The sequence below is a fragment of the Flexilinea flocculi genome, from assembly GCF_001192795.1.
Classification (GTDB): Bacteria; Chloroflexota; Anaerolineae; order Anaerolineales; family Anaerolineaceae; genus Flexilinea; species Flexilinea flocculi.
On record NZ_DF968181.1, the window covers coordinates 859,101 to 873,407 of the forward strand.

Consider the following 14,307-nt stretch of genomic DNA (forward strand, 5'->3'; position numbering starts at 1 on the left):
GGATTGTATTTGCGTTGCTAATTCCAGCCTGCTTTTCTTACTCATTTTGTTACCCATCAGCCTTTCCTCCGCAGCCTATGGTAACAATTTATTTTGATTCATCGATGCTTCTTGGGTAACAATAATTATGATTCACGTCGGCTGGGAGATTATCTTGACGATTCATGAAATCATTAGATACAATATCAATTAGCTCAGCTTTTTGAAAATTATTGATAGTTAATTATTAGGGTCAATTATGCAGCAGTTAATCTCTGAAATATTGTTCCTTGGACAGCGTTTTAATAAAAAAAGCATCATTGATATTTTGTTGGTCGCATGTATTATCTATGTCTTTTTAAGATTTGTCCGGGGAACGCAAGCAAATACATTAATCCGTGGGACCATCATTATTATGGTGGTTTTAGGATTATTGTTTGTTCTTACAGATCTCCCTGCATTTTCCTGGCTGATCGGCAGCCTGGTGCCGATACTCCTCATCGTTGTTCCAGTCGTTTTTTCTCCGGAAATTCGGAGGGCATTCGAAAGGATGGGACGCGTCCAATCGCTGCATGACCTTTTTTTTGCACCGGTACCTTATGCCGAAGAGATGAATTCCGTTATCAAGTCAGTGGTGGTTGCTTGTTCCAGATTGGCAGAACGCAATCATGGCGCTCTAATCGTCATGCAACGTAGTGATGATCTACAGAAATACATCCAGACAGGTGTTGAAATGGATGCAATTGTCTCTCCTGAAACGTTGCTGCAAATCTTTTATCCAAATACACCGCTTCATGACGGTGCGGTAATCATCAGCAAAGGTCGTATAACTGCTGCTGCCTGTGTAATGCCGCTGTCCTCGAGAAATGTTTTGGACAAATCTCCCGAGCGCCATATGGGATTAAGACATCGCGCTGCTTTAGGAATATCAGAGACAAATGATTCTGTTACAGTGGTTGTTTCTGAAGAATCCGGATCTATTTCTGTTGCATATGAAGGAAAGATCAAACGCGGAATCAGCGCTGATCAGCTATGTATTTTACTGACCGATTTATATTCAATTCCCCAGCCTGTTTCATTTCAAAAACGGCTGAAAGATTTTTTTGTGTACATTTGGGAAAAAATTGTGAAAGCAAACAAAGAATGAATAGACGCTTTGTTTCATTTATTAGAAGAATTTCCACTTTTGGCGCTTCATTGATTTTGGCGCTTGCAGTCTGGGTTGTTGCGATTACATCTACTGATCCGACTGAGGAAAGGCGTTTTACGAATCCGATCAGTGTTGAATTGGTCGGTTTGTCTGATGGTTTGGTGTTAACAAATACATTGCCTGACTTGATTTCGGTCGATTTACGTGCTCCAGCTTCGGTTTGGACGAAAATCATCAATGGACGAATTCCCGGTAAAGCGCTGATCGATGTAACCGGACTTGACGCCGGTGAATACGAAATACCGGTTCAAATACAAATTGGTATCGGGCCGATTATGATTTCATCTTACTCACCGCAAACCGCAAAAATTGTTTTAGAAAAATATGAAACACGCTCATTCGATATTGTTGTGAATGAGAAGGGCGAAGTACCGACTGCGTTTAAAGTAGATCCGCCTGTCCTTTCTGTGGATCAGGTTCAGGTTAGCGGATCTGTTTCGCTGCTGGATCAGATCGAATCCGTGCGTGTTGTATTAGACCATTCCAATGCGACTGAATCTATCAAAAAAGATTTATCAGTAGCAGCCGTTAACCATGATGGTGTTGTAATTACATCCGGATTGAAATTTTCCCCTGAAAAAGTAAGCGTCAGTCAGGAAATCAATCTCCGTGGTGGTTATCGTGTGGTCGTTGTAAAAGTAGTCACTCCCGGAACTGTTCCGAATGGTTATCGTGTTTCAAAAATCGGAGTTGATCCCAGTGTAGTAACTATCTATTCTTCAGACAGAACGTTATTAGAGAATCTTCAAAGCTATCTGGAAACCGAACCGGTCGATTTAAGTACAACAACGGAAGATTCGCAGATTAAAGTAGGATTAAATCTTCCCGCGGGAGTATCGCTTGTCGGCGATCAAACTGTGTCAGTCAATGTCGAAGTAGATCCGATCGAAGGTGCAATGACGCTTAGCGATATTCCGGTATATGTAATCGGGTTGGAAGAGGGTGTTCAATCCATTCTTTCTCCTGAAATGGTGGATGTTTATCTCAGCGGTCCTCAGCCAATACTGGATCAGGTAAAAAATGAGGGACTCTATGCCGTTTTAGATCTCCAGGATTATCAATTCGGGCATTATCAGTTAGAACCGATTATTGATATCTCATCCTGGAAGGGTGTTACGATTCAATCCATTATGCCGGGGACGATTGATGTAACGATCAATGGGCGGAGTGAATCGCTTCAGAATAACAATGCTCAGAGTGTGCCTGCGTCAGCAACCAAAACACCCGAACAATAAGATCTCTGAACTCATTTTGGCATAAATCTTTCTATCACTCAGAATTTGGAAAAACTTTTAAATCAAGAAAGTAAAATGATTATTGTATTGTTTTATTCTCCTGGTAAAGCAATACAATAACAATGAAACCTTTTCAATTTGCGAATTGCTGATTGGAATCTGGTTTTTATGATTTTTCGGGTTATTATTTAAAATGACGATTGAATCGTAACACTTGGGGATACGTTTTATCTGATCAAAGGCAAACAGAATGAAAAAAATGTCTGAGAAAATCAAAATGAGCGTTTCTGCTCTTTATTTGGCGTTAACCAGGAAAGAAACACCTTTATGGATAAAAATTGTTGCCGTTGGCACCGTTATCTATGTGTTATCTCCGTTTGATGCGATACCTGATTTCCCTTTCCTCGGGTATTTGGATGATATAACCCTTTTATCTTTGGTAATTTTCATCTTGAATAAAGGTATTCCATCCGATATTTTGCAGCACTGCCGGGAGGAAGTTGAGAGAAGGATGAAAAACACTGTGGATGAAGTGTCCCAAAAAGCTGAGGAAAACATCATCGACGGAAAATTCAAAGAAAAAAAATAAACAACCTGGTAACGGTAATTTATCAGTAATACGTCTGAAAAAAGCTATTGACACATAAAAACGAAACTCTATAATTCGAAACGTGTTTTTTGTTTGGAAGCGTGACCGGATTACGATTCATATCAATAATCGTTTCAAAACAGCAGCTATTCCCAACAAATTCCAATGTGAAGCTATTTGTTATGCAGTTACTTGCTCAGTGTATTGGACGCAACAGGTTTCACATGTAATTTCCAAGCACTGATATGACGCTGCGAATCTATAAAAAAAGGAATTCTATGGATGCCAAATCTCTGATCCAACAAGTCAAAGAAGACCGTGTGAAATTTGTTTCCCTCCAATTTACAGATGTATTCGGGACTGTAAAAAGTGTTGATCTGCCTGTTTCAAAACTGCCAGAAGCTTTGGATCAGGGGATTATGTTTGATGGTTCTTCCGTTCAGGGATTTGCCCGTATCCAGGAAAGCGATATGCACCTGCGTCCGGATTTGGACACATATACCATTCTGCCTTGGTCTCCGGAAGATATGCGGCGTTCACGGATCATATGCGATGTTGAGCTTCCAAATGGTGAGCCGTATAAAGGAGATCCGCGCGGAGTCTTGAAGCGTATGTGTGCTGAGCTTGATCAAAAAGGGATGATTTATAATGTCGGTCCGGAACCGGAATTTTTCCTGTTTAAAGTCAATGGCGAAAAAGCGCATCCTGTACCATTTGATACCGGCCGTTATTTTGATTTTTCAGCAGACGATACTGCTGTGAGAATCCGTACGAAACTGATTCTGGCTTTAAATGAAATCGGACTGGATGTGGAAGTCGGGCATCATGAATGCGGTTTGGGACAGCACGAAATTGATTTTCGGTTTGCGGATGCATTAAAAACCGCAGACAATATTTTGATGATGAAATACACGGTGAAAGCAATCGCGGCACAGGAGGGTATTATTGCATCTTTTATGCCGAAGCCAGTAATGGGTGAAGCCGGATCTGGCATGCATTGCCATCAATCCATTTTCAGCAAAAATGGTGAAAATTTATTCTATGATTCCAATGATGAGATGTTACTCTCGGATTTTGCACATAAATTTATTGCAGGACAGCTGAAACATGCAAAAGGTTTGACTGGATTGGTTGCACCTTGCGTCAATAGTTATAAACGGCTTGTTCCAGGATATGAAGCCCCTGTCTATATCGGATGGGCTCAGACCAATCGTTCAGCCTTGATTCGCATTCCAACTTCTGGCAGGAAAGCAAATGGCGTCAGAGTCGAACTGCGCTGTCCGGATCCTTCCTGTAATCCCTATTTGGCGATTGCTGCAATGTTGGCTTGTGGATTGGATGGTATTTCAAAAAATATGCCTTTGGAAGCTCCAATGAATAACATCAACGTTTTTGAATTATCACGTCGACAACGCCGTGAAATGGGAATTGAAGAACTTCCGGGATCTTTGAAAGAAGCGCTTCTTGCACTCGAAAGTGATTCATTATTCCGATCTGTATTAGGAGATGATCTGTTTGATTCTTACATCCGAGGAAAATGGAGTGATTGGGATGAATATCGAACATCGGTTTCAGACTGGGAAGTCGATCATTATCTCAGTGTAATCTAAAAAGGTTTACGAGAATCCTGCAAAGCGAAGGGATTGTCTCAAATCGAGATTTTCCCTTCGTTTTTAAATAGAAATTTTCTTTGGAATTCTTGATATAGAATTTATCCATTTAATGAATCTGTGATTTTCAAGTCAGCAGGCCATATTTATGAGGAGATTTAATGAATATCTTTGGTAAACCGAAAAACATATGGGGAAAAATACGGTTGACCTGTGTGACTGGATTCGTTGTTTCAGGAATATTGATTGTTTTTCACCTGATTCGTTCTTTATCAATTATCGATTACGCTTTCCTAAGATCATTTTCACTTTTGGAATTATTCGAGTTTATATTATTATTTTTTGTCGGGGCATTATTATCGGGATGGATGGAACAGAAGGAAATCAGGAAAAACGCATCGTTGGTTGAACTACAAGCAAAGGAAAAGATGCAGCAGGAAATATTACTGGATCAATTTCGCAACCAAATCCAGGAAATTGCTGCGTCGTTTGAAAAAAATACGGCGAATATTACCGATTTTAATAAGACTACTGTTGTTAATCTGATTCGTAAAATATTACCAGACTTAAATGCCAAAACAAAGGGAATGGTTTTATCAGTTCTTTATGACTATAAACTGATTTGCGATGAAAATCCCGCTGTCGGATTCGAAGGAATTTCTTGGAGTGGTACAGATATAATGGAGAACCATCTCGATGGAATCAATATCAGAAATGTGGATTTTCAAAAAAGCTGTCTGATCGGTGCGAATCTTGAACGCAGTTGTTTTTCGGGGTGTGACTTACGGCGTTCTGTTTTCCGGAATGCAAATTTAAAAGGATCAAATATGCGAGAAGCCAATCTTCAGAATGCAAATTTTTCAGATGCAAATCTTGAAGGAACGGATCTGCGGGATGCAAATTTAACAGACACTTTTTTTAAGGGTGCAAATTTGCGCAACTGTTTTTTTGGTACGTCTTCCTTGGATTGCACGGATTTCTCTGAAGTGTTGGAGTCAGCGATTCTGATTTCGACAATATTACCTGACGGACGAAAAATTACCAATGAAAAGGGAAAACAATATTTGCGTAGGAAAGAATATGAAATGATTGTCGATAAACTTTAGAAATGATCTGCTCAAGATTCGCCGATTTCATGTCGACTAAATTTTAAAAATTACCGCTGTATAAGGCGGGCAAAAGAAAAAATTGTTCGATATCAATTCTTGAGAATTCTACTGCTCATTTTTCATCAATTTCTACCCTAATTGCGATTTCCTATTTTTCTTAATATCTGCAAAACATTATTTCCCTATCCCTTGACGGTTATGATATCAGAAACGACTTTCCAGCGGCATCAAGTCAGTTTTTTTAATATTGTTCGAAAGTACCGTTGCGTTGACAAATTCAACGCAACCAAAATGTTCGTTGAGAAAATCAGAACATAAAAATTTGCCATTTGAGATGATTTTTTTTAAAGAGATTCGATAAAAACAGTGATAAATGACACTGACAAACGTCACCATCTGGATTATAACAGGTCTATGAAACACAGAGTTTGCAAGTTCGATTCTTTCAAAATCAGTAAATGCGACACTGCCTTTGTCAGACTTAGTGCAACCTGGAGTTTCCTTTTTTATCTTCCCAAGTTCAATTCACAGGTCTATTGAAATTTCAAATTACTGCCGGAAAATTTCTATCCATTATTAAATCTTAATGTTAGAATAATCAACGGGAAAAAGAAAAATCAATTCTCCCTGATGTTAATCCCATCACTTATTTGAATAAGGAGTATTTTATGAAGAGATTTAACAAGGTTTTTTCTCTGGTGTTGTGTATGGTTTTTGTTGTATTAATCACAGCCTATTGTCCCGCGGCAGCTGAAGGTGATTTGGTACCTTCAAAAACTGGAGCAATCATTCAAGAATTGGTTGCAGATCCGAACGCTGTATATCAGGATACTATCACCATTGGTGTCGCAAATGATGTGACCACATTGGATCCTCAAGCTTCCAATACCGATGCAAACATGATGGCATTTGAATTGACACATGAAACATTAGTACGAATTGATCCCGCCACTGGTGAAATCGTCCCGGGTTTGGCAGAATCATGGGAAGTATCAGATGATGGACTCACATTTACATTCACGCTGCCTTCGGGGGTGATGTTCACGGATGGCGTGACTCCATTGACTGCGAATGATGTTAAATACACATATACAAGGGCGAAGGATTCATCCTTTGCAAGCGCCAAAGTCAGTGATGTGGTTGATATGAATGTAATTGATGATACACACATTGCCATAACGCTTTCACGGCCGAACCAGGAATTCTTGTTATTGATGGCTCATAAAGGAATGAGTATTTTATCGGAAGCGCTCTGTGCTGCTGATGAGACCAATGGCCCAACGGTAGGTACCGGAATGTTCGCTGTTGAAGAATGGGTTCCGGGAGATTTTATTTCATTTGTCCGCAATGATAATTATCGTGGCGCGAAAGCCCCTACCCGTCGCATAGTTTTTAAACTGTTCAAAGAAGCATCCACGCGTCTGATTGCTTTACAAGCCGGCGAAATTGATGTTTGCATCGATCCTTCAACGATTGATCTCGGTTATATTCAAGACGATCCGAATCTGAAATTAATCCAGACGCAAAATGTTGTTATGCTGTATGTCGCAATCAACACCACAAAACCCGGATTGGACAATGTCCATATCCGCAAAGCGATCGCTTATGCAACAGATAAATTATCCATGATTGAAGTCGGCTTTGATGGCAAAGGTACTGTTCATAACAATTACATCAATGTAAATCAGTTCGGCTTGAAAAAAGACATCGCTGCCTATGAATATAATCTTGATAAAGCCAAAGAAGAATTTGCTTTATCAGGGTATAAAGAAGGCGAATTGACATTCCATATTATGACCGATAAAGAATATAAGAAAAATGCAGCATTGGTTCTGCAGGCTGATTTGAGCGAGATCGGTATTAATCTGGTCATTGATGAGATGGAAACAGCTGCGCTTAAGAGTACGCTGAACGATCCGGCGTTGAATTATGAACTCTGCCTCTATCAATGGACTGACGCTGATGGCACTGACTTTACGGTCCGCAACATGTACGGAAGCACGATGAAAGATGGTGTTCTGGTGAAGAACGGAAGTAACCGCTGTGTTCTTACCGATGCAACATTGAATGGTATGATCGATGCTGCTTTGGTTGAGGCTGATACAACGAAACGCGAACAACTTTATTTTGACATTGAAGACTATCTGAACGAAATTGTCCCGATCGTTCCAATCTGCACATCCTATATCAATATCGGTATTAAAAAGGATGTTACAGGTGCTGTATGGCGTCCTACAGCAAAACATGATTATCGTTTCATCTGTATCCCTGAAAAATAATCTGAAATGAACCGCTGGAACAAGTTCATTGAAACTTGTTCCAGCAGGTTTTTGATAAAGAAAATCCTGGTAATTCATTCTCTTCGAAATCATTAATGGCTTTATAGACATTTTCTGATTCAATCGTTAATGAAGTTGGATGATGATCCGACAAATCAACAAATGATAGCGGGTGATGTCAGCGATTTGAGGGATGGTGGGGAATACTCGTTGTTCTTTTATTTTGGCGCAAAACGCCAAAATAAAAGAACAACATATTTTCCCGATAATATTCGAAAGGCTGGTGTAAATTTTAAACTGCCAGGGTGATATTCGAAGGATTTCATTTGTCACCCGCTATTCAATCATAAGGAGATCTTGTGTATCGCTATATCTTGAAACGTTTGCTGATGCTCATTCCTGTCCTTTTAGGTGTTGCGTTCCTGATTTTTGCAATTATGGATGTTGCAGCAGGTGATCCAGTATACTCTGTCGCCGGAGCAGATGCAACGCCGGAACAAATCGAAGTGCTCCGCGAAAAAATGGGACTAAATGGTAGCCTGATCGAACGATATATCCGTTATATCGGCAATTTATTAAGAGGCGATCTGGGTACCTCGTATATTTCCAAACTGGATGTGATGAAGGTGTATTTACAACGCCTGCCAAACACTTTGAAATTGGCTACTTTAACGATGATTGTTGCTGTTGGAATGGCTATTCCTTTAGGAATTACGGCAGCCGTTCATCAAAATTCCATCCGCGATACAACATCCATGGTATTGGCATTAATCGGTTTGTCTATGCCTAACTTTTGGCTCGGTTTATTATTAATCCTTTTCTTTTCATTGAGACTTGGATGGTTCCCGACAGGGGGCAGTGAAGGTTTTCGCAGTATTGTGCTGCCTGCGATTACCGTGGGAACAAGTTTGGCAGCACTGTTGACCCGTACGACAAGATCTTCTATGCTGGATGTTCTTCGGCAGGATTATCTTCGAACAGCACGGGCAAAAGGTGTTTCTGAGCGCAATGTGATTCAGAAACACGCATTACGTAACGCATTGATTCCGATTATCACAATTTTTGGCGTTCAGTTTAGTAATGTTCTGGGTGGCTCGGTCCTTGCTGAAACCGTATTCGCCTGGCCGGGTGTCGGGCGGCTCGTCGTAGATGCAATCGATCAGCGTGATATTCCTACCGTGACAGGAGCGCTTGTTATGACAACAATGTTGGTAACTATCGTAAATCTGCTGGTAGATCTTGTATACGCTTTTGTTGATCCGCGGATTAAAGCTCAATATACAAAGTAAATGGTGGAACGAATGGAAACAAATCAAACGAACAGAAGCCAACAACGAGCAACGAAACTTTATAAAAAGCGCAGTACCTTGGAAGATATTTGGCGGCAGCTGCGCAGAAATAAAGGCGCGATTATTGGATTAATTCTGATTATTGTGATCATACTGGTAGCACTTCTGTCGCCCTTATTGCTGGATTATGATAAAGATGTAATCGGTCAGAATATCAAACAACGATTAAAACCGCCTTCTTCAGCCCATTGGTTTGGAACCGATGAGCTTGGCCGCGATATTTTATCCCGTGTAATTTATGGCGCCCGTTATTCTCTGGCAGTTGGAGTAGTGGCAGTATTTGTTGCTTTGGCATTTGGAATTACATTAGGTGCAGCCGCTGGATATATTGGCGGTAAGTTTGAAAATGTAGTGATGCGGATTTGTGATATTTTTTCTTCAATTCCATCCGTATTGATGGCGATTGCAGTGGTTTCCGCGCTTGGCAAGAGTACGTTTAACCTTATGCTGGCAGTTGGAATCGCCAGTACAGCACCATTCATTCGAGTAGCCAGAGCGGCTGTTCTTGTCATTCATGATGAAGAATATGTAGAAGCTGCACGTGCTATTGGAATGCCGGACTGGAAAATTATCTGGGTTCACATTCTTCCCAATTGTCTTTCCCAGATTATTGTTCAGGCGACACTTCGTGTCGGTTCTGCGATAATTGCCGCTGCCCAATTGAGTTTTCTCGGTTTGGGCGTTCCTGCTCCTGCCCCTGAATGGGGTAGCATGTTATCTGCAGGACGTCAATATATCCGCGACTATAGCTATATGACGTTATTCCCCGGTCTGGCAATCATGTTAACGGTTCTTTCACTAAATATGCTTGGTGACGGCATTCGGGATGCACTGGATCCAAAACTGAAACGATGAGGCTGTAATGACAAACCAGGAAGCAAATGAAATAATTCTCAATATCAGAAATCTGAAGGTCCGATACGAAACACAGGATGGGATTGTCAAAGCGGTTAACGGAGTTGATCTGACGCTTAGGAAAAAACGCACCTTGGGACTGGTTGGCGAAACCGGCGCCGGAAAGACAACAACGGCATTAGCGATTATGCGCCTGGTTCCTAATCCTCCAGGTGTAGTGGAATGTGACAAATTAGAAATCGGCGGTCAGGACATCCTATCGCTGCCCGAACATAAATTGGAACATGTTCGCGGTAATGACGTATCAATGATCTTTCAAGATCCAATGACAGCATTGAACCCAGTCTTTACAGTAGGAGATCAAATTGCTGAAAGCCTTGAAATTCATGAGCATCTTTCGGTAAAAGACGCAAAAGAACGAGCCGGAGATATGCTGGAACTGGTAGGAATTCCAAGAGAACGGGCAAATGAGTATCCGCATCAATTCTCCGGCGGGATGAAACAACGCGTGGTTATCGCAATTGCTTTGGCGTGCAATCCGCAGCTTCTTCTTGCGGATGAACCAACAACGGCTCTGGATGTCACTATTCAAGCTCAAGTACTTGAGCTGATGAATGAGTTAAAAGAAAAATATGATACCTCCATGATCATGATCACACATGATCTTGGATGTGTAGCAGAAGTGTGTGATGAAGTTGCCGTTATGTATGCAGGCCGAATTGTTGAGGAGGGAACATTGGAAGATGTATTTAATCGGACCATGCATCCTTATACTGAAGGACTGTTCAATTCCCTTCCCAATATTAAGGACAGAAAAGCTAAGTTGAAGCCCATTAAAGGATTGATGCCGGATCCGACAAATCTTCCAGTTGGATGTTCTTTTGCTCCACGCTGTAATTACGCTACAGATGCCTGCCTGATCGCACAGCCTCAGTTACGCTCAATCAGTCAAACACATCGCATTGCCTGCACGGCTTATGATAATCCTGAATTCCACATCGAGAGGAGAATACTTTAATGTCTGAAACGCTTTTAGATGTTCGGAATTTGAAAAAATACTTTAAAACATCCCGCGGGTTGTTACATGCCGTGGATGATATCAGTTTTTCGCTGGATCGCAACAAAACACTTGGATTGGTAGGAGAATCCGGTTGCGGAAAAACGACGACCGGAAGAGCTGTGTTGCGGTTGATTGAACCGACTTCAGGAGAAATTCTGTTTGAGGGGAAAGATATTTGCAAACTGTCTGCTAATGAGATGAGAAAGCAGCGGAAAGACATGCAAATTATTTTTCAGGATCCGTTTTCATCACTTGATCCGAAAAAAACGATCAATCAGATCATCTCAGAACCGATCAGCGAAAACAAAATTATTCGGGATAAACGGAAAAGAGAAGACCGTGTTCTTGAATTAATGGAAACGGTCGGTCTTGCGGAACGTTTGATCAATACCTATCCTCATGAATTAGATGGTGGACGCCGGCAGCGTATTGGAATTGCTCGTGCGTTGGCTATGGAGCCGAAATTAATTGTTTGTGATGAACCGGTCTCGGCATTGGATGTCTCCATTCAAGCCCAAATTCTGAATCTTCTGAAAGAATTGCAAGAAAAAATGGGTTTGACGTATATTTTTATTACCCACGATCTGTCGGTTGTCAATCATTTTTCAGATGAGATTATGATTATGTACCTTGGACAAATTGTTGAAAAAGCACCTACGGAGGAATTATTTACGAATCCGATTCATCCTTATACGAAGGCGTTGTTATCAGCAATCCCTATTCCTTCATTGTCAGAAAAGCGACAACGTATTTCATTAAAAGGTGAGATTACCAGTCCGATTAATCTGCCTGATGAATGTCGATTTGCGCCGCGTTGTTATGAATGTGTTGACCATTGTCGCAGCGGTATTCCACCTCTGGTTGAAGTGAATCCTGGACATTTTGTCGCTTGTTTTGAACATGTCTGAGTGATCAACGTGGTTTTCGAATAATGGACATAAAAGGTTAATGTGTTGTTTTTGCACAATGCAAAAACAACACATTAACGGATAACCCTCACGAAATTTCGAATCGTTATAAGATATCAGGAAAACGATTCGGATTCTTTTTAATAAGTAAAAAAAACCGGAATAAAACGAATGACCCCAAAGAAAAGCCTGGAAGAAATATTAACTCCCGCAGATCAAACCGGAATTCCTGGATTAATAAAAGATTCCGGCGGCAGATTTCAACACATATCCAAGATCAAATTGATTCTGTTGGATTTTCTGATTCTATTGGCTACAACAGGCCGATATATATGGATCATTGGCGAAATCTTCTTCGTATTGTTATGTGCTGCGTTTTCAGTCAAGCTGGTTACAGGATCTAATTTTCGGAATTTTTCGTTTTATATACCACCTTCATCTGCCTGGGCTGCAGCGCTCACGTTGGTTCCGTTAGGAATTTTTTTTGCCGTCAATGCCATTGAAGACTTGCAGCGAGAAATTCGGCTGACTAAAGCTTACTTAAAATGGCATCGTTGTAAATGGAAGGATGAAGAAGTCATCTTTTCAAAGGATGATGATAATGAACCCATTGGCAAAAAAGACCCGAGATTAGAAAAAATTTCAACCAAGGCGATACAATCCTTTGGAATTTTTTTTCTGATTACGCTTTTTTTGATGTTCCGCGATGCTGGATGGCATTTGCCATGGCTGGAATGGGGCTGGTTTCAATAATCCTTTTTAATCAGGTGATTCATCAACTGGAAAGCTTCCGGCTCAAATATTCCCGTTCCTCTGGCATCCTGTTCAGTGAATCGCACATTCCGTTGTCTCTCATCTCCTTTGAAATACATCGCAAACGGTACCGGATCGGATGAATGGGTTAGTATTTTAAGCGGAGTTGGGTGGTCTGGCATCACCAGCACGCCAAAGTCCTCTTTGCTATTTTCAAGGTACTGTAAAACTGGCTGAATGATGAGTTGATCGATTTGTTCAATTGACCAAATTTTTTCTTTTAATTCGCCATGATGACCGCATTCATCGGGGGCTTCTACATGAATATAGACAAAATCGAGTCCGTTATCGAGCGCTTGAATGGCGGCTTTTCCTTTTGCGGCAAAATCGGTATGATAATTTCCCGTGATGTTGCTTACAGCAATTTTTTCCATTTCGATGCTTTTTGCAATTCCCTGTAGCAGATCGACTGCTGATATCATTCCTCCGCAAACGTTGTATTTCGTTTTAAACGATGGCAGGGATGGTTTGCGGCCTTCGCCCCACAACCAGACCGCATTGGCTGAATTCAATCCTTTTTCGGCACGTTCTTTATTTACTGGCAGTTTATTTAATTCCTGATATGAAAACTCCATCATGGTACGGAGCAAATCAGCGTTGTTTCCTTTGGGAAGAAACGCGCGTATGGGCTTGCCGCTGATATCATGAGGCGGAACTGTTTGGGCTCCGACTGATGCATCGCGCAGAACCAGGCAATGACGATAACTGATCCCCGGATAGAACGCAATTCTTTCGGAGTTAAAGGCTTTTTGCATCCAGACAATATTTTCACGGGCTGTATCCGAATCAATTTCTCCAGCGGAATAATCAATCATGATTGCGTCTTCCATCTGGGATTCTTCCGATAGGGTAACCAGATTGCATCGATAGGTAACGTCTTCCGGTTTTAAATCAATTCCGATACTTAACGCTTCGAATGGCGATCGACCTGAGTAATAAATGCGCGGATCATAGCCAAGAACAGACATGTTCGCAACATCACTTCCTGCCGGCATCCCTTGCGGAATTGTCTGTGTCATACCGAATCGACCTTTTTGCGCAATCAGATCCATTCCGGGGTGAGAGGCACAATCCAATGGAGTCAAATTGTTGAGCTCTTCTACAGGAAGATCAGCCATCCCGTCCCCTAAAAAAACGACGTATTTCATTTCATTTTCTCCTTGGATAAAATTTCCAATTTAACAATTCCATCAAGTATAGCATCATCAGAGAGGATATTTTCAGCGATTTCAGTAATTCGAATAATGAAAAGAATCCTTTTTGTTGTGTTTTCTTTGTTATTAACAAAAAAGCAACGTAGTCATCAATATT

Annotated in this window: 12 protein-coding genes; 11 read left to right on the forward strand and 1 reads right to left on the reverse strand. The window is 41.0% G+C overall.

What is annotated here, in order from left to right; translation table 11 throughout:
- Window positions 1-238: 238 nt before the first annotated feature.
- From cdaA to ATC1_RS08685, 11 genes are all read left to right on the forward strand, one after another.
- The gene (cdaA, locus tag ATC1_RS08625; protein ID WP_062280462.1) at window positions 239-1,126 is read left to right on the forward strand and encodes a diadenylate cyclase CdaA; all 888 of its coding nucleotides are present in this window, start codon (window positions 239-241) and stop codon (window positions 1,124-1,126) included.
- Complete coding sequence (locus ATC1_RS08630) at window positions 1,123-2,424, forward strand: CdaR family protein (protein ID WP_062280463.1); 1,302 nt, start codon at window positions 1,123-1,125, stop codon at window positions 2,422-2,424. The genes cdaA and ATC1_RS08630 overlap by 4 nt, the downstream gene beginning before the upstream one ends.
- 259 nt (window positions 2,425-2,683) lie before the next feature.
- Window positions 2,684-3,013, forward strand: coding sequence for a YkvA family protein (locus ATC1_RS08635; protein WP_172667744.1), 330 nt, complete (start codon window positions 2,684-2,686; stop codon window positions 3,011-3,013).
- A 278-nt stretch (window positions 3,014-3,291) separates the two neighbouring features.
- A complete protein-coding gene (locus ATC1_RS08640; RefSeq protein WP_062280465.1) occupies window positions 3,292-4,623 on the forward strand; it encodes a glutamine synthetase family protein in 1,332 nt (443 codons plus the stop codon).
- Window positions 4,624-4,784: 161 nt separating this feature from the next.
- Window positions 4,785-5,729: a pentapeptide repeat-containing protein gene (locus tag ATC1_RS08645; RefSeq protein WP_062280468.1), complete on the forward strand. Its 945-nt coding sequence runs from the start codon at window positions 4,785-4,787 to the stop codon at window positions 5,727-5,729.
- A 671-nt stretch (window positions 5,730-6,400) separates the two neighbouring features.
- On the forward strand, window positions 6,401-8,011 hold the full coding sequence (locus ATC1_RS08655) for an ABC transporter substrate-binding protein (protein ID WP_062280475.1): 1,611 nt from the start codon (window positions 6,401-6,403) through the stop codon (window positions 8,009-8,011).
- Between the two features lie 359 nt (window positions 8,012-8,370).
- Window positions 8,371-9,300: an ABC transporter permease gene (locus ATC1_RS08665; protein ID WP_062280479.1), complete on the forward strand. Its 930-nt coding sequence runs from the start codon at window positions 8,371-8,373 to the stop codon at window positions 9,298-9,300.
- 12 nt (window positions 9,301-9,312) lie between these two features.
- On the forward strand, window positions 9,313-10,215 hold the full coding sequence (locus ATC1_RS08670; RefSeq protein WP_062284043.1) for an ABC transporter permease: 903 nt from the start codon (window positions 9,313-9,315) through the stop codon (window positions 10,213-10,215).
- A gap of 7 nt (window positions 10,216-10,222) precedes the next feature.
- The gene (locus ATC1_RS08675; protein ID WP_062280481.1) at window positions 10,223-11,233 is read left to right on the forward strand and encodes an ABC transporter ATP-binding protein; all 1,011 of its coding nucleotides are present in this window, start codon (window positions 10,223-10,225) and stop codon (window positions 11,231-11,233) included.
- A complete protein-coding gene (locus ATC1_RS08680; RefSeq protein ID WP_062280484.1) occupies window positions 11,233-12,183 on the forward strand; it encodes an ABC transporter ATP-binding protein in 951 nt (316 codons plus the stop codon). Before ATC1_RS08675 ends, ATC1_RS08680 begins: the two co-directional genes overlap by 1 nt.
- Window positions 12,184-12,354: 171 nt before the next feature.
- The gene (locus tag ATC1_RS08685) at window positions 12,355-12,936 is read left to right on the forward strand and encodes a hypothetical protein (protein ID WP_062280487.1); all 582 of its coding nucleotides are present in this window, start codon (window positions 12,355-12,357) and stop codon (window positions 12,934-12,936) included.
- Here the strand turns inward: ATC1_RS08685 and ATC1_RS08690 are convergent.
- Window positions 12,930-14,144, reverse strand: a complete 1,215-nt coding sequence (locus ATC1_RS08690) for a cofactor-independent phosphoglycerate mutase (protein ID WP_062280494.1) — start codon at window positions 14,142-14,144, stop codon at window positions 12,930-12,932. The genes ATC1_RS08685 and ATC1_RS08690 overlap by 7 nt on opposite strands.
- Window positions 14,145-14,307: the final 163 nt, after the last annotated feature.